This is a genomic window from Nocardioides sp. zg-1308 (assembly GCF_013155375.1).
In the GTDB taxonomy this organism is placed as follows: Bacteria; Actinomycetota; Actinomycetes; order Propionibacteriales; family Nocardioidaceae; genus Nocardioides; species Nocardioides renjunii.
The window spans coordinates 2,554,600-2,577,256 of record NZ_JABJQY010000002.1 but is presented as its reverse complement, the minus strand read 5'-3'; the positions used below and the strand labels follow the sequence as shown (position 1 = coordinate 2,577,256).

General features: G+C 73.0%; 22 protein-coding genes. 12 read left to right on the top strand and 10 right to left on the bottom strand.

Annotated features, from left to right (window positions below; translation table 11 throughout):
• Positions 1-14: 14 nt before the first annotated feature.
• From HN031_RS14205 to HN031_RS14195, 3 genes are all read left to right on the top strand, one after another.
• Complete coding sequence (locus tag HN031_RS14205; RefSeq protein ID WP_172270889.1) at positions 15-602, top strand: GtrA family protein; 588 nt, start codon at positions 15-17, stop codon at positions 600-602.
• A gap of 137 nt (positions 603-739) precedes the next feature.
• Positions 740-1,471, top strand: coding sequence for an SDR family oxidoreductase (locus HN031_RS14200; RefSeq protein ID WP_172270887.1), 732 nt, complete (start codon positions 740-742; stop codon positions 1,469-1,471).
• 184 nt (positions 1,472-1,655) lie between these two features.
• Positions 1,656-2,150, top strand: coding sequence for a hypothetical protein (locus HN031_RS14195; RefSeq protein WP_172270885.1), 495 nt, complete (start codon positions 1,656-1,658; stop codon positions 2,148-2,150).
• On the opposite strand, the gene meaB is transcribed toward HN031_RS14195, so the two are convergent.
• Positions 2,141-3,100 (bottom strand): methylmalonyl Co-A mutase-associated GTPase MeaB, encoded by a 960-nt coding sequence (meaB, locus tag HN031_RS14190; protein ID WP_172270883.1) that lies wholly within the window; start codon positions 3,098-3,100, stop codon positions 2,141-2,143. The genes HN031_RS14195 and meaB overlap by 10 nt on opposite strands.
• A 19-nt stretch (positions 3,101-3,119) precedes the next feature.
• A complete protein-coding gene (locus HN031_RS14185) occupies positions 3,120-4,316 on the bottom strand; it encodes an acetyl-CoA C-acetyltransferase (protein ID WP_172270881.1) in 1,197 nt (398 codons plus the stop codon).
• Positions 4,317-4,525: 209 nt separating this feature from the next.
• On the opposite strand from HN031_RS14185, the gene mce reads away from it, so the two are divergent.
• From mce to HN031_RS14165, 4 genes are all read left to right on the top strand, one after another.
• A complete protein-coding gene (gene mce, locus HN031_RS14180) occupies positions 4,526-4,996 on the top strand; it encodes a methylmalonyl-CoA epimerase (protein WP_172270879.1) in 471 nt (156 codons plus the stop codon).
• Positions 4,997-5,096: 100 nt separating this feature from the next.
• Positions 5,097-6,437, top strand: a complete 1,341-nt coding sequence (ccrA, locus tag HN031_RS14175; protein ID WP_172270877.1) for a crotonyl-CoA carboxylase/reductase — start codon at positions 5,097-5,099, stop codon at positions 6,435-6,437.
• A 170-nt stretch (positions 6,438-6,607) separates the two neighbouring features.
• Positions 6,608-7,930, top strand: a complete 1,323-nt coding sequence (locus HN031_RS14170; RefSeq protein ID WP_253943066.1) for a DivIVA domain-containing protein — start codon at positions 6,608-6,610, stop codon at positions 7,928-7,930.
• A 71-nt stretch (positions 7,931-8,001) separates the two neighbouring features.
• A complete protein-coding gene (locus HN031_RS14165; RefSeq protein ID WP_172270873.1) occupies positions 8,002-9,372 on the top strand; it encodes an AI-2E family transporter in 1,371 nt (456 codons plus the stop codon).
• Here the strand turns inward: HN031_RS14165 and HN031_RS14160 are convergent.
• The gene (locus HN031_RS14160) at positions 9,350-10,336 is read right to left on the bottom strand and encodes a DMT family transporter (protein WP_367650766.1); all 987 of its coding nucleotides are present in this window, start codon (positions 10,334-10,336) and stop codon (positions 9,350-9,352) included. The two genes, HN031_RS14165 and HN031_RS14160, sit on opposite strands and share 23 nt — an antisense overlap.
• 37 nt (positions 10,337-10,373) lie before the next feature.
• Between HN031_RS14160 and HN031_RS14155 the strand changes: the two genes are divergently transcribed.
• Positions 10,374-10,910: a CGNR zinc finger domain-containing protein gene (locus HN031_RS14155; RefSeq protein ID WP_172270870.1), complete on the top strand. Its 537-nt coding sequence runs from the start codon at positions 10,374-10,376 to the stop codon at positions 10,908-10,910.
• Between the two features lie 45 nt (positions 10,911-10,955).
• Here the strand turns inward: HN031_RS14155 and HN031_RS14150 are convergent, their stop codons facing one another.
• Together HN031_RS14150 and HN031_RS14145 are read right to left on the bottom strand one after the other, a co-directional pair.
• Entirely contained in the window at positions 10,956-11,723 is a 768-nt protein-coding gene (locus tag HN031_RS14150) for an alpha/beta fold hydrolase (protein WP_172270869.1), read from the bottom strand.
• An 84-nt stretch (positions 11,724-11,807) separates the two neighbouring features.
• Positions 11,808-12,569, bottom strand: a complete 762-nt coding sequence (locus tag HN031_RS14145; protein WP_172270868.1) for a hypothetical protein — start codon at positions 12,567-12,569, stop codon at positions 11,808-11,810.
• A gap of 234 nt (positions 12,570-12,803) precedes the next feature.
• On the opposite strand from HN031_RS14145, the gene HN031_RS14140 reads away from it, so the two are divergent.
• Both HN031_RS14140 and HN031_RS14135 read left to right on the top strand, forming a co-directional pair.
• On the top strand, positions 12,804-15,221 hold the full coding sequence (locus tag HN031_RS14140) for a LuxR family transcriptional regulator (RefSeq protein ID WP_172270867.1): 2,418 nt from the start codon (positions 12,804-12,806) through the stop codon (positions 15,219-15,221).
• Between the two features lie 52 nt (positions 15,222-15,273).
• Complete coding sequence (locus tag HN031_RS14135) at positions 15,274-15,735, top strand: VOC family protein (RefSeq protein WP_172270866.1); 462 nt, start codon at positions 15,274-15,276, stop codon at positions 15,733-15,735.
• Between the two features lie 54 nt (positions 15,736-15,789).
• Here the strand turns inward: HN031_RS14135 and HN031_RS14130 are convergent, their stop codons facing one another.
• Positions 15,790-17,586, bottom strand: coding sequence for a 3-hydroxyacyl-CoA dehydrogenase family protein (locus HN031_RS14130; protein ID WP_172270865.1), 1,797 nt, complete (start codon positions 17,584-17,586; stop codon positions 15,790-15,792).
• Between the two features lie 121 nt (positions 17,587-17,707).
• On the opposite strand from HN031_RS14130, the gene nucS reads away from it, so the two are divergent.
• Together nucS and HN031_RS14120 are read left to right on the top strand one after the other, a co-directional pair.
• Positions 17,708-18,394: an endonuclease NucS gene (gene nucS / locus HN031_RS14125; protein WP_172270864.1), complete on the top strand. Its 687-nt coding sequence runs from the start codon at positions 17,708-17,710 to the stop codon at positions 18,392-18,394.
• A 74-nt stretch (positions 18,395-18,468) separates the two neighbouring features.
• Entirely contained in the window at positions 18,469-18,912 is a 444-nt protein-coding gene (locus HN031_RS14120; RefSeq protein ID WP_216652137.1) for a DUF952 domain-containing protein, read from the top strand.
• A 7-nt stretch (positions 18,913-18,919) separates the two neighbouring features.
• Here the strand turns inward: HN031_RS14120 and HN031_RS14115 are convergent, their stop codons facing one another.
• Genes HN031_RS14115 through HN031_RS14100 form a run of 4 tightly spaced genes read right to left on the bottom strand, consistent with a single transcriptional unit; the run spans position 18,920 to position 22,563 of the window.
• Positions 18,920-19,126, bottom strand: coding sequence for a hypothetical protein (locus HN031_RS14115; protein ID WP_172265516.1), 207 nt, complete (start codon positions 19,124-19,126; stop codon positions 18,920-18,922).
• A gap of 46 nt (positions 19,127-19,172) precedes the next feature.
• Positions 19,173-19,556, bottom strand: coding sequence for a histidine phosphatase family protein (locus HN031_RS14110; protein ID WP_172270861.1), 384 nt, complete (start codon positions 19,554-19,556; stop codon positions 19,173-19,175).
• A complete protein-coding gene (locus tag HN031_RS14105) occupies positions 19,549-20,478 on the bottom strand; it encodes an FAD-dependent oxidoreductase (protein ID WP_172270859.1) in 930 nt (309 codons plus the stop codon). The genes HN031_RS14110 and HN031_RS14105 overlap by 8 nt, the downstream gene beginning before the upstream one ends.
• A 36-nt stretch (positions 20,479-20,514) precedes the next feature.
• Positions 20,515-22,563 (bottom strand): protein meaA, encoded by a 2,049-nt coding sequence (locus tag HN031_RS14100; RefSeq protein ID WP_172270857.1) that lies wholly within the window; start codon positions 22,561-22,563, stop codon positions 20,515-20,517.
• Between the last annotated feature and the right edge of the window lie 94 nt (positions 22,564-22,657).

The window sequence follows — 22,657 nt, the reverse complement described above, 5'->3', positions numbered from 1 at the left end:
GTAGCCTCGACGACATGGCCTCTCGGGGAGCAGCGCTGCTGACGCGCCATCGGCGCAACCTCACGCTGCTGGCCCGCTTCGGCGCGGTCGGAGCGACCGGCGTGGTCGTCAACATGCTCACGCTCATCGTGCTGCGCAAGCTCGGCCCCCACTTCGACGACGCGGTGGTCGCGCTCGGGTCCTCGGACTACAACCTCCGCTGGTACCACGTGTACTCGACGCTCGCCTTCCTCGTCGCCAACCTCGCGAACTTCCAGCTCAACCGCACGTGGACCTTCCGGAGCACCCGGGCGGCGAGCTGGCGCTCGGAGTACTGGCCGTTCCTGGTCGTCGGCCTCGGCGGGCAGGTCGTCGGCCTGGCGCTGCTGACCTCGCTGATGCACCCCGGCTCGCCCGTGAGCCTGCCCAGCAGCGTCTTCGACGACTCCTCGGGGCTGCGCAGCCGGCTCTACTGGTCGCAGCTGATCGTCATCGCCCTGGTCACGCCGCTGTCCTTCGTGCTCAACAAGCTGTGGACCTTCGCCGCGGTCCGCGATGTCGGCGCGGTGGGCGTCGCCCCCGTCCCGGACGCTCCGGTGGAGTCCGCCGTGAGGGTGGAGTGACGGCTGGGGACGGTGTGGCCCGCCGCTGAGGCGGGGCCGACGGACTGTGGCCGAACTGGGCACCGGCTCGCCTATCTCGGCGCGCCTACTGCGTGGTAGAACTTGCGCCGGGAGCTCGACGGAGGGGACGCCACGGCATGACGACATCGGGGTCGTACGACTTCACGGGCTATCAGGTCCTCGTGGTCGGCGGCACGCGCGGCGAGGGCCACACCATCGCGTCGTCGTTCGCCGCCTCGGGCGCGTCCGTGACGGTCACCGGCACGATGATGCTCCGGTCCCTCTACGACAGCGACCTGTCGGCCTTCGACTACGAGTCGGTCAACCTCGCCCGGCAGGACTCGATCGACAACCTCGTCGGGCTCGTCGACCACATCGACGTGCTCGTGCTCGCCGCGTCGTGCCACCTGCCGTTCGGCCTCCCCGCCGGCGAGCAGGCCTTCATCGCCGAGGCGGTCCGCTCGGGCCTGTTGGGGCCGACCTTCCTCACCACCCGGCTGCGGCTCAAGCTCAGCAAGAGCCCGGCGCTCGGCGGCGGGTGCGTCGTCAACACCGGCGCCGTACGCGCCTGGCTGGAGCTGTCCTCGACTCCCGAGGCCGCGCACGCCCAGCTCGTCGACACGACCGCCCGCGCGGGCGAGCAGTGGGCCGGGCTCGGCGTCCGGGTCAACTCCGTCACGCAGGCACCCCGCACCGTCCTGCCCCGCCAGTACGCCCCGTCGGCCCCCGTCGGCGGCAGCCGGGTCGCCGGGGGCACGCTCGTCCGCACCCAGCAGCAGCGGGTCGGCGACGCGGTCGCCGACGCCGCGCTCTTCCTCGCCAGCAGTGCCGCCTCCCGGATCACCGGGCACACGCTGCGCGTCGGCTGACCGATCGGTCGAGCCCGTCCGGCACGGGTCTCCGGTCAATCCGGATGGTTTATGCCGAAATCACCCGCGCGCCGAGAGGGCCGCGGTTACGGTTCGTGCACAAACATCCACAAGACATCCACAAGCGCTGATCGGCCGACTCGGGCTCCGTCGCTCCTCGTCACTCGGAAGGGACGTGCTCACCATGACCGCCGAACTCATCTCCTCTCCCTCCCGCCGGCTCGGCGCCGGATGGGCGGGGCGTGCCTCGCACCTGCGCCGCCAGCAGGTCCGCTCCCGCGAGTCCGAGCAGGCCGCCCGGGTCCAGGAGCTGTGGGACCAGCTCGTCGAGGTGCTGCGTGACATCGACACCCCGACGTCGGCCGTGCTGTGCACCGCCGGCGGCGCCCCGGTGGCGATCCACGGGCTGGGCCGGGCCGACCTCGTCCGGGCCGCCCAGGTGACCGGCAGCCTCTTCGCCGAGCACGCCTCCCCGTCCGCATCCGCACCCGGTGCCGTGCCCGACGCCGTCGAGCTCAGCGCGGACGGGCGCACCACGGTGATCGCCTGCGTGTCCGGCGACGCGGCGGGCGACCACCTGCTCTCGGTGACCGCGGAAGGCGTCAGCGCACCCCTGCTCCACGCGTGGACGCGCCGCGCCGCGGCGGACCTCGGCGAGGTGCTGTCGGCTCAGTCCTGAGCCAGCAGCTCGTCGGCTGCCGCGTAGGGGTCGACGTCGCCGGCGGCCACCCTGCCGGCCAGGCCGTCGAGGTCCCCCCGACCACCCGCCCCGCCCCAGCGCTCGCGGAGCGCGGCGAGCGCGATGGCCTCGACCTCGCGGCGGGCCCGGGCCGTACGCCGACGGGCGAGCTCGCCCGACTCCGCGAGCCAGGCGGCGTGCCGGTCGACCTCGGCCAGCACCTCGTCGATGCCCGTGCCGGTGCTGGCGACGGTCCGGAGCACGGGCGGTCGCCACGCGCCCTCGGGCCGGTCGGCCATCGAGAGCATCGTCCGCAGCTCGCGGCGGGTCCGGTCCGCGCCGTCGCGGTCGGCCTTGTTGACGACGTACACGTCACCGATCTCCAGGATGCCGGCCTTGGCCGCCTGGATCCCGTCGCCCATCCCGGGCGCCACCAGCACGAGGGTGGTGTCGGCCAGGCCGGCGACCTCGACCTCGCTCTGCCCGACGCCGACGGTCTCGACGACGACCACGTCACAGCCCGCGGCGTCGAGCACCCGCACCGCCTGCGGCGTCGACCAGGCCAGCCCGCCCAGGTGCCCGCGAGCACCCATGGAGCGGATGAAGACGTCGCGGTCGAGGGCGTGGTCGCCCATCCGCACGCGGTCACCGAGCAGCGCTCCCCCGGAGAACGGCGACGACGGGTCGATGGCGAGCACCCCCACCCGCCGGCCGGCACGGCGCATCCCGGCCACGAGGACGTTGGTCGAGGTGGACTTGCCGACGCCGGGAGGCCCGGTGATGCCCAGCACGTGCGCGCGGCCGACGTGCTCGCGCAGCGCCGACATCACCTCCCGCAGCAGCGGGGAGGCGTCCTCGACCAGCGTGATCAGTCGCGCGACCGCGGCGGGGTCGCCCTGACGGGCACGCGCGACGAGGTCGGGGACCGCCGGGGCACCCCGTCCGCCCACGCGTGCCCCGCCCACGCGATCAGGAGGGGACGCGGACGATCAGGGCGTCGCCCTGGCCGCCACCGCCGCACAGCGCGGCGGCACCGACGCCGCCTCCGCGGCGCTTGAGCTCCAGCGCGAGGGTCAGCACGACACGGGTGCCGGACATGCCGACCGGGTGGCCCAGCGCGATCGCACCGCCGTTGACGTTGACCTTGGCGTCCTCGATGCCCAGCTCGCGGGCCGAGGAGATGCCCACGGCGGCGAAGGCCTCGTTGAACTCGACGAGGTCGAGGTCGGCCGGCGAGATGCCCTCCTTCTCGCACGCCCTGGCCGTCGCGGCCGCAGGCTGGAGCTGGAGGGTCGAGTCGGGACCGGCGACCTGGCCGTGCGCGCCGATCTCGGCGAGCCAGGTCAGGCCGAGCTCCTCGGCCTTGGCCTTGCTCATCACGACGACGGCGGCGGCGCCGTCGGAGATCTGCGACGCGGAGCCCGCGGTCACGGTGCCGTCCTTGCTGAAGGCCGGGCGCAGCTTGGCGAGCGACTCCACGGTGGTGTCGCCGCGCACACCCTCGTCCTCGCTGACCACGACCGGCTCGCCCCGGCGCTGAGGCACCTCGACGGGGACCACCTCGTCGGCGAAGACGCCGTTCTTCCAGGCGACGGCGGCCTTCTGGTGGGAGTAGGCGGCGAAGGTGTCCTGCTCCTCGCGGGTGAGGTTGGCGCCGGCCGCGTTGCACTCCTCGGTGAGCAGGCCCATGGCCTGGGAGGTGAACTGGTCGAAGAGCGCGTCGTAGGCCATCGAGTCGACGAGCTGGACGTCGCCGAACTTCACGCCCTCGCGCGACTTGGGCAGGAAGTGGGGCGCGTTGGTCATCGACTCCATGCCGCCCGCGACGACGATGTCGCACTCGCCCGCGCGCACGAGCTGGTCGGCCAGCGCGATGGCGTTGAGCCCGGACAGGCACACCTTGTTGATGGTGATCGACGGCACCGTCATCGGGATGCCGCCCTTGACCGCGGCCGTGCGGGCCGGGTTCTGCCCGGCGCCGGCCTGGATGACCTGGCCCATGATGACGTAGTCGACCTGGTCACCGGTGACGCCCGCCCTCTCGAGGGCGCCCTTGATCGCGACACCGCCGAGGTCGGCGGCCGTCTGGTCCTTGAGGCCGCCGAGCAGGCGGCCGATCGGCGTACGTGCCCCCGCGACGAGGACGGAGACGTCGGATCCGGTCATGGGCTTCCTCCAGGGTGCGGTCGAGCAGTGGGGTCGAGCGTGGGGTCGAGCGTGGGGTCGAGCGAGCGGGCGGGGCGTGCTTGCCCCGGGGCCTCCTCGGACGATACCCATGCCACCGGCCCCTTCGGCAGGGTGCGCCGGGCGGCCGCCGTGAGGCACACGTCACACCCCCTCGCGCGCCACCGCCCCGGAGTGCACGATGTGCTGCCATGAGCACCCCCGCGCTGCCCGACGACGTCCAGCACCTCTTCACGGCGATCGACCACGTCGGCATCGCGGTGCCCGACCTCGACGTCGCCCTGGCGTTCTACCGCGACACCTACGGCATGCAGGTCCTGCACGAGGAGGTCAACGAGGAGCAGGGCGTGCGCGAGGCGATGGTGGGCGTCGGCGGCACCGACTCCAACCCCAGCGGCTCCTGCCTGCAGCTCCTCGCGCCGCTGACCCCGGAGTCGACCATCGCCAAGTTCCTGGACCGCAGCGGCCCGGGCCTGCAGCAGCTCGCCTTCCGGGTCGACGACGTGGAGCACGCGGCCGCCGTGCTGCGCGAGCGCGGGCTGCGCCTGCTCTACGACGCGCCGCGGCGTGGCACGGCGGGCAGCCGGGTCAACTTCGTCCACCCCAAGGACGCCGGCGGGGTGCTCGTCGAGCTGGTCGAGCCGGCCGCCTCACCTCACTGACCGGCGACCGACGCGACGTATCTCACACCCCGGACCGCGCAAGGTTACTCGCCGGTACGCTGCCCCGATCGTGCCACCGATGCCTCACCAGGAGACAGCCGTGCAGAACATCCTCGACGCCATCCAGTCCGGCAGTGCCACCACGGAGGACTTCGCCTCCCTGGAGCTCCCCGAGTCCTACCGCGCCGCCTTCGTGAAGAAGGACGAGGTCGACATGTTCGAGGGCCTGACGGCGAAGGAGAAGGACCCGCGCAGGTCGCTCCACGTCGACGAGGTCCCGCTCCCCGAGCTCGGCCCGGGTGAGGCCTTCGTCGCCGTGATGGCCTCCGCCATCAACTACAACACGGTGTGGACCTCGATCTTCGAGCCCGTCTCCACGTTCGGCTTCCTCGAGCGCTACGGCCGCAGCTCGGAGCTCACCAAGCGCCACGACCTGCCCTACCACGTCGTCGGCTCCGACCTGTCCGGCGTCGTGCTCAAGACCGGCCCCGGCGTCACCCGCTGGAAGCCCGGCGACCGGGTCGTCGCGCACTGCCTCTCGGTCGAGCTCGAGGGTCCCGACGGTCACAACGACACGATGCTGGACACCGAGCAGCGGATCTGGGGCTTCGAGACCAACTTCGGCGGCCTCGCCGACGTGGCGATGGTCAAGGCCAACCAGCTGATGCCCAAGCCTGAGCACCTCACGTGGGAGGAGGCCGCCTCCCCCGGCCTCGTCAACTGCACGGCGTACCGCCAGCTGGTGAGCAAGAACGGCGGCGACATGAAGCAGGGCGACAACGTCCTCATCTGGGGTGCCTCCGGCGGGCTCGGCGGCTTCGCGACCCAGTACGCCCTCAACGGCGGCGCGACGCCGGTGTGCGTGGTCTCCAACGAGGAGAAGGCCGCCATCGCCCGCAGCATGGGCGCGGAGCTCATCATCAACCGCTCCGAGGAGGACTACCGGTTCTGGAACGACGAGGGCACCCAGCAGGACCCGAAGGAGTGGAAGCGGTTCGGCGCGCGCATCCGTGAGCTGACCGGCGGCGAGGACATCGACATCGTCTTCGAGCACCCGGGCCGCGAGACGTTCGGTGCGTCGGTCTTCGTCACCCGCAAGGGCGGCACCATCACGACCTGCGCCTCGACGTCGGGCTACATGCACGAGTACGACAACCGCTACCTGTGGATGAACCTCAAGCGCATCATCTCCAGCCACTTCGCCAACTACCGCGAGTCGTGGGAGGCCAACCGCCTCATCGCCAAGGGCAGGATCCACCCGACCCTCTCGCGCACCTACCCGCTCGCCGAGGTCGGCCAGGCCTCCCTCGACGTCCACCAGAACGCCCACCAGGGCAAGGTCGGCGTCCTCTGCCTGGCACCCGAGGAGGGCCTCGGCGTGCTCGACCACGAGATGCGCGCCCGGCACGAGACGGCGATCAACCGCTTCCGCGGGGTCTGAGCACCGCCCGCGCGCACGTCTCGGCACACCCCCGCACACCCCGGCCCGCCCTCGCCACGTCACGATCGCACCCCGATCGGCGAGGGCCCGCGAGCCGGGGTGTGTTTGTGTCCGGGCATCAGGGACACTGGCACCGACGCAGTCCGCACGACCTGAGAGAGGTGCCCCGAATGAGCTCCGACAAGGGCCTGTCCATCTTCGACGAGCCGGAGTCCGCCGACGGCGCAGCCGAGGAGACCCAGGTGCTGCCCGTCGCGCCCCAGGACGGACCGGACGCTCCCGCGGCCGCGGCGCCGGAGCCGCCGGCCGCCCCCGAGCAGGCCCCGTCGCCGGAGCCCGAGGCCACCCGCAAGGCGCCGATCATCCCGCCGCCGCTCCCCCAGTCCGCCCCGAGGTCTGCCCCCCGGTCCGCCCCCCGGTCCGCCCCCCGGTCCGCCCCGCCCGCGGCCCGCCCGGCCCGGGTCGACGCCCCCGCATCGGCCCCGGTCCCGCCGCCCGCCGCGGCCCCGCTGCCGGTCGTCCGGCGCGGCGGCTACGACAAGGCTGCCGTCGACCAGCGCGTCGGCCAGCTGCAGACCGAGAAGTCCGGCCTGGCCGCCAGCCTGGCCAGCAGCGAGCAGCGCGTCATCGACCTCGAGTCGGAGATGCAGCAGCTGCGCAGCGAGCTCGAGGAGCACCTCAACCCGACCTACGCCGGCCTCGGCGGACGGGCCACCTCGATGCTCAAGATGGCCGAGGACGAGGCCGCCGACGTGCGCTCGGCCGCCCAGCGCGACGCCGACGAGATCCGCACGCGGGCCGAGCGCGACGCCCACAGCATCCGCGCCGACGCGTCCCGCGAGGCCGACGACATGCGCATGGTGCAGCTCAAGGAGCTCGACGAGATGCGCTCGCGCCTCGTCACCGACGCCGAGACCGAGCGCAACCTCGCCAAGGCCGAGGCCGAGGACCTGCTGGCCGCGGCCCAGCGCGAGGCCGACCAGCTGCGCCTCGCCGCCCGGCAGGAGACCAACGAGATGCGGGTCACCGCGACCCGCGAGGCCGAGCAGGCCCGCGCCGCCGCGGACCGCGAGGTGCAGGAGGCCCGCCGCACCCTGGCGGTGGAGAAGGAGCGGCTGGCCCGCGAGGCCGCCGAGCACCACAGCAATGCCACCGCCGAGACCCAGCGGCTCGTCGCCGAGGCGGAGAACCGCGCCAACGCGGCCGAGCAGCGTGCCCGCGAGGCGACGGCCCAGGCCAACGCCCACCGCCAGCAGGCGCAGTCCGAGGCGGAGGGCCTGCTGAGCCGGGCGCGCCGCGAGGCCGAGCAGGTGGTCGCGTCCGCGCGGTCGCAGGCCGACTCCATCGGTGCCACCCGGGTCGCCGAGGCCGAGCGCGAGCTCGCCAACATCCGGGCGGAGGTCGACCGGGTCAGCAAGCGCCGCGATGCCATCACCGCACAGCTCGGAGCCCTGCACGACGTCGTCGCGGGATTCAGCGAGGACGAGTCCTGACCTGGCGCGACCGGCTCCGGGAGGCCGTGGCCCCCCGGGACGCCGGGGCCGCGGCGCCGGAGGCGGACGGGGTGCCCCACCACGTCAGCGAGCAGGCCCCGGTGCAGGCCCCGGTGCAGGTCACCGAGCAGGTCACCGAGCAGGTCACCGAGCAGGTCACCGAGCAGGTCACCGAGCAGGTCACCGAGCAGGTCACCGAGCAGGTCACCGAGCAGGTCACGGAGGCGGTCGAGCAGGTCAGCGACCACGCCGACCGCGCCGAGGCGGCGGCCGACGCTGCGGAGGACGCCGCCGACGAGTCGGTCCGGTCGGCCGCGGTCATCGCCGAGCGCATCGACGACGCCACGGACCTCGTGGTCGACGAGGCGACGCCCGCGCCGTACGCCCCGGCGGAGCCGACGACGCCGCCCCTCCTGCTGCGGCACTCGCCGTTCAAGATCGGCTTCTTCGGCGCCCTCGGTGCCCTCGTCGCCGTCTTCCTCAGCCAGCAGCTGCTGAGCATCTCCTCGGTGCTGGTGCTGCTCGTCATGTCGATGTTCCTCGCGATCGGGCTCAACCCGGTCGTGGAGTTCTTCATGCGCCGGGGGATCCGCCGCGGGCTCTCGGTGCTGCTCGTGCTCGTCGTGGTGATCTCCGTCCTCACGCTGTTCGTCTTCGCGATCGCGCCGGTGATCAGCGAGCAGATCGCGGCGATCACGCGCAGCGCGCCCGGCTGGCTCGACCAGCTCCAGGACAACCGCCAGGTGCAGCGCCTCGACGACCGGTACGACGTCATCGCCCGCGCCCGCGAGTACATCGAGGAGGGCGGGTTCGGCGAGCGCGTCTTCGGCGGCGCGCTCGGCTTCGGCCTGCGGGTGCTGTCCGCGCTCACCAACAGCCTCATCGTGATCGTGCTGATGATCTACTTCCTCGCCTCGCTGCCGAGCATCAAGCACGCCGGCTACTCCCTGGCGCCGGCCTCGAAGCGGCCCCGCGTCAGCGAGCTGGGCGACCGCATCATCCGCTCGACCGGCGCCTACGTCGCCGGTGCGTTCATCGTCGCGCTGTGCGCGGGGCTCAGCACGCTCGTGTTCTCGTTCCTCATCGGGCTGAGCGACTACGCCTTCGCGCTGGCCTTCGTCGTGGGGTTGTTCTCGCTCATCCCGGTCGTCGGCGCCTTCGTCTCCGGCGCGATCATGACGCTGCTCGCGCTCACCGTCTCACCGACGGTCGCGCTGGTGGCGCTCATCTACTACCTCGCCTACCAGCAGCTCGAGTCCTACTTCATCTACCCGCGCATCATGAAGAAGTCGGTCGACATCCCGGGGTCGGTGACCGTGGTCGCCGCGCTGGTGGGCGGCTCGCTGATGGGCATCATCGGCGCGCTGCTGGCCGTGCCCGTCGCGGCCGCCCTGCTGCTGCTGCACCGCGAGGTGTTCCTCAAGCGGCAGGACGCCCACTGACCTCGCGCTCGGGCACCGGCTCCACCATGAGCGGCGAGCGCCCCTCCCCGAGCTTGACGACCACGACGCCGGCCAGCACCAGGAGGCCTCCGGCCATCTGGATCGCCCGGGGCAGCTCCCCCAGGACCAGCCAGGCGAAGACGACCGCGGCGAGGACCTCGCCGAGCGCGACGAACGACGCGAGCCGGCTGCCCAGGCGGCGCCCGGCCGCGATGCCGGTGACGTAGGCGAGCGCAGCCGTCACGAGTCCGAGCGCGACGACGGGCAGCCACCACACCACCTCGCGTCCGTCGTAGACGGCGTCGGCGGTCGAGGCGTCGAAGGGCAGCACGCCCACCAGCCCGGCGACGACCAGGACCGTCGCGCCGACGAGCAGCCCGCCGGCGGCCAGGGTGATGCCCGGCAGGCCGTTGTCCTCGTCGGCCGAGATCACGAAGTAGGTCGCCGCACCCACCATGGCGCCGAGGGCCCACAGCACCCCGGCCGTGCTGAGCTCGGCGCCCGAGACGACGTCGAGCACGAGCACCAGGCCCGTCGCGGCGATCGCGGCCCCGAGCAGCGTCAGTCCGGAGGGACGGTGGCCGTGGCGCAGCCACAGCCAGACCACGACGGCCACCGGCGCGGTGTACTCCAGGAGCAGCGCGACGCTGACCTGCATGTAGGTGACGGCGTAGAAGTAGCACAGCTGGGCCCCGGCGACGGCCGCGACGCCGTAGACCACGATGAGGCCGGCGTTGTCGCGCACCAGGTGCCAGCGACCGCGCAGCGCCAGGGCGCCCGGCACGACGAGCACCGCGGCGGCGATGGCGACCCGCAGGGCGACGGTGGCGCCCGCGCTCCAGCCGGTGTCGAGCAGGCCCCGGGCCAGGACTCCGGACATGCCGAACGACGTCGCCGAGACCACGGCGAAGAGCAGGCCGGCGGCGGTCCGGGAGGATCGGGTGTCATGTGTCAAAGCCGTCACGGTCATGACCGTAGGCGGGTCGGTGTAATGTGTCAACATGCTTTTCACGGATGACACGGACGCGGCCCTCCAGGCGGCCGTCGCCCTCGTCAACTCGACCGACGAGCCCGGCGACCCGCTCGGGTCGGTCGAGGACCTCTCGGCGTTCCTCGCCTCGTGGTCCTACACCGGGCGGCACGACGCGACGCCCGCCGAGCTGGCGGCCGTGCGCCGGCTGCGCCCCGCGCTCAAGGAGCTGCTGCTGGCCGAGCGGGACGAGGCCGCGGGCATCGTCAACGGCATGCTCGCGAAGGCCCGGGCACTCCCTCAGCTCCAGCGCCACGACAGCTGGGACTGGCACCTGCACGCCGTGGGCCCCGACCGACCGCTCGACGAGCGTGTCGTCGTCGAGACGGCGATGGCCATGGTCGACGTGATCCGTGCCGACGAGATGTCGCGCCTCGACCGCTGCGCCGCGGACGACTGCGACGACGTCGTGCTCGACCTCTCGCGCAACCGCTCCCGGCGCTACTGCTCGACCACGTGCGGCAACCGCGAGGCCGTCGCGGCCTACCGGGCCCGGCAGAAGGCCTGAGGTCCGGGCGACCGGGCCGGTCTTCAGTCCGACCTCGGTCCGACCTCAGGCCAGGAACCGGCGCAGCACCTCGAGGAAGACCTCCGGCTGCTCGGAGTGCACCCAGTGGCCGGCGCCCTTCACCAGGACGCGGCGGTTGCGCGGGAACCGTCGGTCCATCTCGCCGGCGTGCTCGTCGGAGATGTAGTCCGAGCCTGCCCCACCGACCCACAGCACCGGTCCGTCGTACGCCGCCGGGCCGAGCGCCTCGCCCGGCCAGCCGGTCAGCGACGCCATGTGCTCGCCGAGGAGGTCGAGGTTGACCTGCCAGCGCCAGCCGTCCTCGGTGCGCCTGAGGTTCTGCAGCAGGAAGCTGCGCACCACCGGGTTGGGCACCGCCTCGCGCAGCGCCTCCTCGGCCTGCTCGCGCCGCTCGATCGAGGCGACGTCCATCCCCCGCATGGTCTCGATGTAGCCGACGAACTCCCGCCCACTGGCGTACGCCACCGGCGCGACGTCGACGACCACCAGCCGCTCGACCAGCTCCGGGTGGCGCAGCGCGAGGCACATCGCGATCTTCCCGCCCATCGAGTGGCCGACGAGCGTGACCGGCTCGTCGCCGATCGCGTCGGCGACGATGTCGGCGAGGTCCAGGTAGTCGAACGTCTCCGTCCACGGCGAGCGCCCGTGGTTGGGCATGTCGAGGAGCAGGACGCGGTGGTCGGCGCTGAGCGCCTTGGCGATCTGCGTCCAGTTGCGCCCCTGGCCGAAGAGGCCGTGGCAGAAGACGACGCGCGACCCCGTCTGGCCGAGCTCGGTGCGGTGCAGGCTCACCGGCCCATCCTCGCGCACGGGCCGCCCGGTCACGGCGGCGGGAGCCGCCGCGCCGGTCCGAGCGTGCCCCGGGCGGGGGTCGGACTAGAAGTCGAACCCGTCGAACAGGTCGCCGATGCCGTCGCCGATGCCGCCGAACATGTCGCCGATGCCCTCGCCGATGGCTCCGATGCCCTCACCGAGGCCGTCGAAGCCGCCGCCGAAGAGCATGCCCATGAACATCCAGTCCATCGGGCCGAACCCGCCGAAGTAGCCCTGGGCGTAGGGCTGATAGGCCCGGCCGCCCTGCCAGTAGGGCACGCGGCGCGAGCCGACCATGACCTTGCGGATGTCGGGCTCGGCACCGGCGCGGACCCGCTCCACGTCGAGCGCGCACGCCGGGACGTCGCGCGACGCGCCGCCCGGCGGCGTCCAGGGGACGTCGGCGACGGACAGCCCGTGGCGCGGGTCGAAGAAGCACGGCGGGCGGCGCGTCGGGAGCGGCTGTCCGGCCACCCGCGCGCGGACGCACGCCATCGCGTAGCGGCCGTCCTCGAGGATCTCGGTGACGTGCCTGACGTCCTCGGGCCGCGTCAGCCCGGCGGCGGCGACCTTCGCGGACTCGTAGGAGTCGAGGGCGCGCTGGTAGTCGGCGTTGGCGCCCGGGTCCAGCGGCTCGCCGGCCAGGTCGATGTCGAGGTCCTGGAGCTCGACGCCGAGGGCGGTGACGTCCTCCTCGGCGAGCCTCTTCACGGGCGCCACCTCGGCCTCGGCGCGCGCCAGCTCGCGCTTCTTGCCCGTCTTCCCCGCCGTGACGGCGACCGCCGTCAACCCGCCGAGGACGACCAGCACGAGGACGAGTTCCATGCATCCAGCGTACGCAGCCGCGGCAACCGCTCAGCGGCGCCGGACCTGGAGGAGCAGGCCGCCCGTCGACCCCCGACGACGTGCGGCCTGCTCCGACAGGCGGCCGGTGGGCTGCGGGGCCATCCCCTCGTGCGGTCCCGACGCCCTCGGCGTACGAGAAGACTCCCGCGATCGCGTGCGCGGCGGCATCCGTAGTCCTACGTAACTGTCCTGCGGGAGCGATACATTCAGCGCGTGCTGTCCCCCTGTCTCGGTCGTGACGACGTCCGTCGAGCGCTGGGCGAGGCGCTGCTCGAGTCGCGGTGGGTGACCGTGGTGGGCCCGCCGGGCAGCGGCAAGACCCTCGTGGTGCGCCACGTGGCCGCCGACTCGACCACGTCCTGGGTCGACGCCCGCGCCCTGCGCAGCATCGACGAGGTGCTCGTCGCCGCGCTCGCGAGCCTCGACGCCGAGACGGCGCCGGGCGACTCCCTCGCCGGTGCGCTCGGGCGGGCCGTGGACGGCCGCGAGTGCCTGCTCGTCCTCGACGGCCTCGACCTCGACGCGACGGGCGCCGGGCCGGTGCTGCAGTCGGTGCTGGAGAGCACCAGCGACGCCCGCGTGGTGATCACCGCCCGCACCACGGCCGACGAGCCCTACGAGTCCGTCATCCGCGTCGGCCCGCTGCCGGTGCCCCACCAGCGCGGTCCGCTCGAGGGACCGGCCGTCGAGCTCTTCCTGCGCCGCATCCGCTCGGCCGGCGGGCAGCAGGTCGACCTCGCGGCACAGGCGCACGAGGTACGCCGCCTCCTGACCGCCACCGGCGGGCTGCCCCTCCTCATCGAGCAGGTGGCCGTGCAGTCGGCCCTGGTCGGGTTGAGCAACGCCATGTCGACCGTCAGCCTCGACCAGGCCGTCGACTCCGCGCACGCCCTGCTCGACGACGCGAGCGCCACGGCGCTGCGGCGCGTCGGGGTGCTCGACTTCCCCGTCGGCCTCGAGGTGCTCGCCCGCGTGCTCGACCTCCCGGTCCCCGAGGCGGCCGAGCTGGCCGGCGGCCTGGTCCGGCGCAGCCTCCTCGAGGTCGACCAGGGCGGTCGCTTCGACATGCTCTCCCCCATCCGCGGGCGGGCCCGCGCGCTGGCCGGCACCGACGACGTGGCGGCCGTCGAGGCCGGACTCCTGGCGTGGGCGCAGGACCACGCCCCCGAGCACGACAACTACGGCGCGGCCGACGCCGCGTGGCTGGGCGACCTCCCCGCGATGCGGCACGCGGTGCTCACCGCGTGCGCCCGGCCCGAGACGCGCGCCGACGGCTACTCGGTGGCCAACCGGATCTTCTCCTCCCTCTACACCTCCATGCGCACCCGCGAGGCGCTCGAGATCCTCGAGGGCGCACTGGCCAGCGGCGACGGACCCTCGGCGATCGGCGCGCAGGTCGCCCGTCGGGCCGGCATCGCCGCGTCCGAGGTGCGCGGCACCTACGAGGGGCTGTGGCTCCTGGACCGGGCCGACCAGCACTCCTCCGCGGCCCCGCGGCCGGAGGAGCAGCTCGCCAAGACCGCGTCGATCCGCGCCGAGATGCACCTCGACGCCGGCGAGATGGTCAGCGCCGAGGCCGAGGCCCGGCGTGCGATCAGCCTCGACCCCGAGGGATCCATCAGCCGGCAGGCCACCCGCACCCTGGCCGACGTCTACGCCTCGCAGGGTCGCTTCGCCGAGGCGACCCAGGCCGCGAGTGACGCCATGCCGGCGCGCACCAGCCGCGACGAGCGCTGGATCGACCTGTCCGCACGCACCATCCTGGCCCGCATCGCGCTCGAGCAGGGGCGCATCGCGGAGGCGGTCGCCGGCGCGCGCGCCGTCGTGCTGGAGTCCCGCGAGCTCGCGGAGGACCGGGTCGGGCTGCTGGCCGAGACGCTCCTGCGCGGCATCGACCCCTCGTGGCAGCCCTCCGAGGTGGTCCGCGAGACCCTCCCGTGGGCGGTCCGGCTCCCGGTGCTCGCCCAGGACGGCCGCGACCTCCTCGTCCGCGGTGACGCGCGGCAGGCCGCCGGGCTGGCCGCCGACGTGGTCGCGCTCGCCGACTCCGCGCGCCTGGGCCGCGACGGCGTCGACGCCCGGCTGCTGCTGGGGCGCGCGCTGGTCGCGCTGGGCGACCTCGACCAGGCGACCACGACCTACCTCACCGCCCTCGAGAGCTGCCGCTCCATGGGGCTGCCGCTGCGGGCCGCCGACGTGCTCGACGGGCTGGCCGGCGTGGCCCGCGCCCGCGACCTGCCCGAGGCCCGCGCCCTCGCGGCCGCCGCCTTCGCGCTCCGGACCCCGCGGATGGCGGTGCGCTGGGGCTACTCCGCCGACTACGACGTGGTGCCCGCGAGCCGAGCGCCCTCGGAGTGGCTCGCCGGCGACGACCTCGCCGCCGACGTCACGCCGCTGGTCACCGCGGTGTTCAACCGCCCGACCTCGGCTCCCCCGTCGGCGCTCGACGCGCTGACCCCCGCCGAGCGGCAGGTGGCCGACCGCGTCGCTCACGGGCTGACCAGCCGCCAGATCGCCGAGGAGCTCTTCGTCTCGCCGCGCACCGTCGACGCCCACCTCACCCACATCTACCGCAAGCTCGACATCAACACCCGCGCCCGGCTGGCCGCGCTGGTGGTGCACGGCGGCTGAGGCCCGTCGCTGACGGCTGACAGTGTCGGTGGGGAGGAGCAGGATGCCTCCCATGAGCCGAACCATCCAGGTGACCTTCGACGCCCACGACCCCGAGGCGCTGTCCCGCTTCTGGGCCGACGCGATGGGCTACTCCATCCCGCCGCCGCCCGGGCGCGAGCTCGAGGAGGGGCAGGACCCCTTCGAGGCGTGGCACGACTTCCTCCGTGGCAACGGAGTGCCGGAGTCGGAGTGGAACGCCGCCTCCGCCGCCGAGGACCCCGAGGGCGACGGCCCGCGGCTGTTCTTCCAGCGCGTGCCCGAGGGCAAGACGGCCAAGAACCGGGTCCACCTCGACGTCCGCGCCGCCCCCGGCCTGCAGGGCGAGGAGCGGATGGCGGCCCTCGAGGGCGAGTGCGAGCGGCTCGTGGCGCTCGGCGCCGCCCGGGTCGAGCGGCACGAGCCGGCCCCACCCATGTCGGCCGGCCACATCGTCATGACCGATCCCGAGGGCAACGAGTTCTGCCTCGACTGACGCGGCCCGCTCCGTACGGCACCCGGCCGCGCCGGTCGGCCCGCTCCGGTCGGGTCAGCGGGCGCCGCTGTAGTCGCGGAAGCCCCGCCCGGTCTTGCGCCCGAGGTAGCCGGCGGTCACCAGGTGCTCCAGCAGCGGGGCCGGCGAGAAGCCGGGCTCGCGGAACTCGAGGTAGAGCTCGCGCTGGATCGCCAGCGACACGTCGTTGCCGACGACGTCGAGCAGCTCGAACGGGCCCATCGGGAGGGCGCATCCCTGCTTCATCGCGGTGTCGATGTCGTCGGCGGTGGCGTAGTGCGCCTCGAGCATCTTGACCGCGTCGTTGAGGTAGGGGAACAGCAGCGCGTTGACGATGAACCCGGCCCGGTCGCCGCACCGCACCGCCACCTTGCCGACCTTCTCGCACAGCGCGAGCACCGTCTCGGTGACGGCCTCGTCGGTCGCGACGGTCGAGACGACCTCGACCAGCTTCATGATCGTTGCGGGATTGAAGAAGTGCATGCCGATGACCTGCTGGGGACGCTTGGTCACCCGGGCCATCGAGATGATCGGCAGCGACGAGGTGGTGGTCGCCAGGATGGCGCCGGGCTTGCAGATCTCGTCGAGGTTCTCGAACAGGGTCGTCTTCACGGCGAGGTCCTCGGCGATCGCCTCGACGACCAGGTCGACGTCGCGCAGGTCGTCGAGCGACGTCGTGCCGCGGACCCGGCCGAGCACCTCCGCCTTCTCCTCCTCGGTGGCGCGCCCGCGCTGGATCTGCTTGTCGAAGCTCCTGGTGATCGCGGCGACGACGCCGTCCACCTTGTCCTGACCGCGGCCGGTGAACACGACGTCGTGGCCGGCCTTCGCGAAGACCTCCACGATGCCCGAGGCCATGGTGCCGGTGCCGACGACACCGACGAGCCGGATGTCGTGGTGCAGCCGCGGCTTGTCGTCCTCGCTCGGGGTGTGCGCGTCCGCCACCACGACGGGGCTGTCGGGAGCCTCGTAGGTGTAGAACCCACGGCCCGACTTGCGGCCCAGCAGGCCGGCGGTGACGTACTGCTTGAGGAGCGGCGCCGGCGCGTGCAGCCGGTCGCGTCCCTGCTTGTACATCGTGTCGAGGATCTCGTAGGCGGTGTCGAGGCCGATGAGGTCCAGCAGCGCCAGCGGGCCCATGGGGTAGCCGCAGCCGAAGCGCATGGCGGCGTCGATGTCCTCGCGCGAGGCGTACTTGCCCTCGTACATCGCGACGGCGTGGTTGAGGTAGCCGAAGAGCAGGGTGTTGGCGATGAACCCCGCCTTGTCGCCGCAGACCACCGGGTTCTTCCCGAGGTCGCGCAGCAGGTCCACCACGTCGGCGAGGACCTGCGGCTCGGTGACGACCGTCCGGATGACCTCGACGAGGTTCTGCACGGGCGCGGGGTTGAAGAAGTGCACGCCGACGACCCGACCGGGCCGGGAGTTGGCCGTCGAGATCTCGGTGACGCTGAGCGAGGAGGTGTTGGTGGCCAGCACGGCCTCCGGGTCGACGATCGAGTCCAGCGTCCGGAAGATCGCCTTCTTGACCTCGAGCGACTCCACGACCGCCTCGACGACCAGGTCGGCGACGGCGAGGTCCTTCATCTCGGTGGTGAGCGTGATGCGCCCGAGGATCTCGTCCTGCTGCTCCTCGGTCATCTTGCCGCGCTTCACCGCGCGCCCGGTGGAGTGCTCGAGGTGCTGCCGGCCGCGCTCGACGGCCGCGTCGGTGACCTCGACGCCGATGACGCGGTGGCCGTTGCGGGCGAACACCTCGGCGATGCCCGCACCCATGGTGCCCAGGCCGATCACTCCGACGGTGGTGAACTCGCGAGCAGGCACGTCAGTCATGGCACGCATGCTCCCACGCGCTTGCCGGCTGGCGGGTGTGGGAACCGTCACGCCGCGGGCGCCGGGTGCCGGACGGGAGCGCTGCGTGGCGCGACGCGCGATCCCTGTAGATTCGCCCGTCGTGAGGATCGTCGTCGCGCGCTGCCAGGTGGACTACGCAGGTCGGCTGACCGCCCACCTCCCGCTCGCCACCCGGGTGCTGATGCTGAAGTCGGACGGCTCGGTGCTCATCCACTCCGACGGCGGGTCCTACAAGCCGCTCAACTGGATGTCGCCGCCCTGCACGGTCCGCGAGGGCGTCGCCGAGGACGGCCGCGCTGAGTGGCTGGTCTCGGCGACGAAGTCCGACGACACCCTGCGCATCCTCATCGACGAGGTGCTGCACGACACCTCGCACGACCTCGGCGTCGACCCCGGCCTGCAGAAGGACGGCGTGGAGAAGCACCTCCAGGAGCTGCTCGCCGAGCACCCCGCGACGCTGGCCGACGGCCTCACGCTCGTCCGCCGCGAGTACATGACCGCGATCGGTCCGGTCGACCTCATGTGCCGTGACGCCGAGGGCCTCTCGGTCGCGGTGGAGATCAAGCGGCGCGGGGAGATCGACGGCGTGGAGCAGCTCACCCGCTACCTCGACCTGCTCAACCGCGACCCGGCGCTGACCCGCAAGGGCTCGGTCCGCGGCATCTTCGCCGCCCAGGAGATCAAGCCCCAGGCGCGCGTGCTGGCCACCGACCGCGGCATCGCGTGCGCCCTGGTGGACTACGACGCGCTGCGCGGCATGGACGACGCGGAGCACCGGCTCTTCTGACGCGAGGCATCAGCGCGGAAGATCCGGGTCACTCGGTGACGCGGATGTTCCGCGCTCCTCGCTACCCTCCCACGGTGACCGCGTCCGTGCCCGAGCACATCTTTCACATCGCGAGCGAGGCCGACTGGCGGCGGACGCTGGCGACCGGGACCTACACCACCTCGACGGTCGGGCGGAGCCTCGAGGAGGAGGGGTTCATCCACGCCAGCCGGCGCGACCAGGTGCAGGGCGTCTTCGACCGCTACTACCGCGGCCTCGGCGAGCGACTCGTCCTGCTGACCATCGACCCCGCACGGCTCACCGACGCCGACGTGCTGGTGGAGGCGGTCGGGGACGACACGTACCCGCACGTCCACGGGCCGATCAACCGCTCCGCCGTGGTCGAGGTCGTGCCGCTCGACCGCAGGGGCGGCACGGAGACGCTGATGTCGCTGTGGATCAAGGGCATGGCCGTACGGATGGGGATCGCGCTGGCCGTGATGCTCGCGGTCCTCGTCGTCGCGCTCGCGCTGACGTGACGGGGGCTCAGGCGGCCTTGTCGCCCTTCCCGGACTTCTTCACGTCGACCTTGACCAGCCGGCGCTTCTTGACGGTGTAGCCGGGGGGCAGGGTGCCCTCCTTGAGCATCCGGAGCGGACACCGGTTGCACTTCTTGGAGGACACGCAGCACTTCTTCTTGGGCAGCTTGGCGACCTTGGCCTTGCCGGCCTTCTTCGCGCTCTTGGACCCCACGCCGGAGACCCTACCCGAGACTTAGGGAAGGCTTACCTCGCGGTGCTCAGGCGAGCGGCCGGTCGGCCCATGACCGCACGAGCCAGCCGTCGGCATCGGCGTCCAGCGCCACCACGTCGCAGCTGTCGAGCGGGAGGCCGCGCGCATGCCCAGGCGTCAGGTTGCGCGCCAGCGCGGGCAGCGCGAGGCGCATGACCCCGCCGTGGCTGACCACCAGCACCGCCTCGCCGCGGTGCTCGTCCGCGATCTCCAGGAGCACGGCCTCGTAGCGAGCGGCCACCTCGTGGCCGCTCTCCGCGCCCGGGATCCGCGCGGTGAGGTCGCCGTCCAGCCACGACGCGAAGGTGTCCGCGAACGGGTCCGGGTCGCCGGTCGTGCCGGCGCCGTGCCGGGCGACGTGCACGCGGGCGGCGCACTGCAAGTCAGCCACCGGCGAGCTCCACGACGTCCCCGGCGCAGCCCCACGACAGCGTCACGCCGGCTCCGCCGTGCCCGTAGCAGTGGATCACGTCGCCCACCCGCTCGAGCCTGACCTCGGGGCGCGACGGTCGCAGGCCGACCTTGTGCCGACGCACCCGAGCCCCTTCGAGGACGGGCACCAGGGCCGTCGCGCGGTGCAGCACCGCCTCCGCGACGGCGGGGTCGGGCGTACGGCTCCACTCGCCCTCCACGTCGGTGCCGCCGACCACGATCTCGTCGGTGCGCGGGACGACGTAGGTCAGGCCGCCGCTGTCGAGCGTCCAGCGGTCGAGGCCGACCTGCTCGAGCACGACCACCTGGCCGCGCACCGGAGTCACGGTCGGGTCGGCACCGAAGTGGCGGGCGCCCAGCCCGGTCGCGTTGACGACGAGGCTGCCGTCGTCGGGGAGCGCGGACAGGTTCATCCGGGTCAGCGTGCCGCCGAGCTCCTCCACCCGCGCGACCAGCCAGCGCAGGTAGCGCGGCATGTCGACGACGGGGCTCACGAACGTCCAGCCGTCGGCGTACCCCGGCGGCAGCGACGTCTCGCGGTCCAGCGACGGCACCGCCGCGCGCCACCACGGGTCGGGCTGCGGCGTCTTCAGCACCTCGGTGCCCGTCAGCATCCGGACGCCCGTGGCCTCGTCGGCCGCGAGCGTCGCGAAGACGTCGTACGTCGTCGCGGACCAGGCCGTCACGCGGTCCTGGGGCAGCGCGCGGTAGGGGTACCAGAGGGCGGCCGCCACCGCCGACGTCGTCTCGAGCGGCAGGTCGCGGGCGACCACGTCCACGCGGTGTCCCGCCTCCAGCAGTCGGACCGCGCACGACAGGCCGACCACACCGGCCCCGACCACGATCACGCGCCGCGCAGAGGGAGCCGCAGGGGTAGCCATGCCGGTGAGTCTGCCAGCCGTCGGGGCCGGGAAGGGTCAGTCCAGACCGTTGGCCCGGCGGATCACGTCGACGAAGCCGCCCATGATCTCGGTGAGCCCGAAGTCCTTGGGCGTGTAGACCGCGGCGACCCCGCGCTCCACCAGTGCCGTGGCGTCCGAGGCCGGGATGATGCCGCCCACCACCACCGGGAGGTCGCCGAGGCCCGCGGCGGCGAGGCCGTCGAGCACGTCGGGCACCAGCTCCATGTGCGACCCCGACAGGATCGAGAGGCCGACCACGTGCACGTCCTCGGCCACGGCGGCGGCCACGATCTGCTCCGGCGTGAGGCGGATGCCCTGGTAGATCACCTCGAAGCCGGCGTCCCGGGCGCGTACGGCGACCTGCTCGGCGCCGTTGGAGTGCCCGTCGAGGCCCGGCTTGCCGACGAGCACGCGCAGCCGGCCGCCCAGCTCCTCGCCGGTGGCCCGGACCCGCTCCCGGACGGCGGCGAGCTCCGTCCCGGCCGCGCCCGAGCCACCGCCCATGCCGACGGCGCCGGAGACGCCGGTCGGGGCGCGGAACTCGCCGAACACCTCGCGCAGGGCGCCGGCCCACTCCCCCGTGGTCGCTCCGGCGCGGGCGGCGACCAGCGTCGGCCCCATGAGGTTGGCGTCGGTCCTCGCGGCCTCGGCGAGGGCGGTGAGCGCGGCGGCGACCTCGGCGTCGTCGCGCTGCGCCCGCCACGCCTCGAGGCTCGCGAGCGCGGCGCGCTCGGCCTCGGGGTCGGCGGCCTGGATCGCGGCGTCGAGGTCCGCGGTCAGGGGCGAGGGCTCGGTCGTCTGGAACCGGTTGACGCCCACGACGACCTCCTCGCCCGACTCGATGCGCGCCCGGCGGGCGGCGTGCGCGGAGACGAGGTTCTGCTTCATGTAGCCGGACTCCACCGCGGCGATCGCGCCGCCCATCTCCTGCACCCGCTCGATCTCGGCCCGTGCACCCTCGACGAGCTCGGCGACCTTGGCCTCGATGACGTGGCTGCCGGCGAAGATGTCGTCGTGCTCGAGCAGGTCGGACTCGAACGCCAGCACCTGCTGGAAGCGCAGCGACCACTGCTGGTCCCACGGCCGCGGCAGGCCCAGCGCCTCGTTCCAGGCGGGCAGCTGGACCGCACGGGCACGCGCGTCCTTGGACAGCGTGACGCCGAGCATCTCCAGCACGATGCGCTGCACGTTGTTCTCCGGCTGGGCCTCGGTCAGGCCGAGCGAGTTCACCTGCACGCCGTAGCGGAAGCGCCGCATCTTGGGGTCGGTGACGCCGTAGCGCTCGCGGGTCACCTCGTCCCACAGCTCGACGAAGGCCCGCATCTTGCAGGTCTCCTCGACGAAGCGCACGCCGGCGTTGACGAAGAACGAGATGCGTCCGACGACCTTCTCGAAGTCGTCGGGAGAGACCTGTCCCGAGCCCCGCACCTGGTCGAGCACCGCGATCGCCGTGCACATGGCGTAGGCCAGCTCCTGCACGGGCGTCGCGCCGGCCTCCTGCAGGTGGTAGCTGCAGATGTTGATCGGGTTCCACTTCGGGATCTCGTGCACCGTGTAGGCGATCAGGTCGCCGATCAGGCGCAGCGACTGCTCCGGGCCGAAGACGTACGTGCCGCGGGAGAGGTACTCCTTGATGATGTCGTTCTGCGTGGTGCCGGCCAGCAGGTGGGCGACCTCGTCGGGCGAGAGGTCGGGGTTCTGCTCCTCGGCCACGACCTGGTACATCGCCAGCAGCCACATGGCCGTGGCGTTGATCGTCATCGAGGTGTTCATCTCGGTGAGCGGGATGTCGGCGAAGAGCTTGCGCATCTCGCCGAGGTGGGGCACCGGTACGCCGACCTTGCCGACCTCGCCGCGGCTGAGCGGGCTGTCGGGGTCGTAGCCGGTCTGCGTCGGCAGGTCGAACGCCACGCTGAGGCCGGTCTGGCCCTTGGCCAGGTTGGTGCGGTAGAGCGCGTTGGACGCCTCGGCCGTCGAGTGGCCCGCATAGGTGCGCATCACCCAGGGCCGGTCCTTGACCCGCCGCTGCGTCTGGTCCTCGGGCCGGTCCTCGGTCTCGGTCATGGCGACACAGTAGGACCGTTGTTACCGCCCAGTCACCGGTCACGGGTGTGAGACGGGCCTCACGTCCGGACGCTCGCCGGCCCTCCGGCGGCCG

Bases quoted from the DNA above. Each gene is read 5' to 3' on its own strand.
- HN031_RS14205 (WP_172270889.1), top strand. From the start codon at position 15: ATGGCCTCTCGGGGAGCAGCGCTGCTGACGCGCCATCGGCGCAACCTC.
- HN031_RS14105 (WP_172270859.1), bottom strand. From the start codon at position 20,478: ATGGCTACCCCTGCGGCTCCCTCTGCGCGGCGCGTGATCGTGGTCGGG.
- HN031_RS14145 (WP_172270868.1), bottom strand. From the start codon at position 12,569: ATGGAACTCGTCCTCGTGCTGGTCGTCCTCGGCGGGTTGACGGCGGTC.
- HN031_RS14100 (WP_172270857.1), bottom strand. From the start codon at position 22,563: ATGACCGAGACCGAGGACCGGCCCGAGGACCAGACGCAGCGGCGGGTC.
- HN031_RS14170 (WP_253943066.1), top strand. From the start codon at position 6,608: ATGAGCTCCGACAAGGGCCTGTCCATCTTCGACGAGCCGGAGTCCGCC.
- HN031_RS14130 (WP_172270865.1), bottom strand. From the start codon at position 17,586: ATGACTGACGTGCCTGCTCGCGAGTTCACCACCGTCGGAGTGATCGGC.
- HN031_RS14155 (WP_172270870.1), top strand. From the start codon at position 10,374: ATGCTTTTCACGGATGACACGGACGCGGCCCTCCAGGCGGCCGTCGCC.
- HN031_RS14195 (WP_172270885.1), top strand. From the start codon at position 1,656: ATGACCGCCGAACTCATCTCCTCTCCCTCCCGCCGGCTCGGCGCCGGA.
- HN031_RS14135 (WP_172270866.1), top strand. From the start codon at position 15,274: ATGAGCCGAACCATCCAGGTGACCTTCGACGCCCACGACCCCGAGGCG.
- mce (WP_172270879.1), top strand. From the start codon at position 4,526: ATGAGCACCCCCGCGCTGCCCGACGACGTCCAGCACCTCTTCACGGCG.
- HN031_RS14185 (WP_172270881.1), bottom strand. From the start codon at position 4,316: ATGACCGGATCCGACGTCTCCGTCCTCGTCGCGGGGGCACGTACGCCG.
- HN031_RS14200 (WP_172270887.1), top strand. From the start codon at position 740: ATGACGACATCGGGGTCGTACGACTTCACGGGCTATCAGGTCCTCGTG.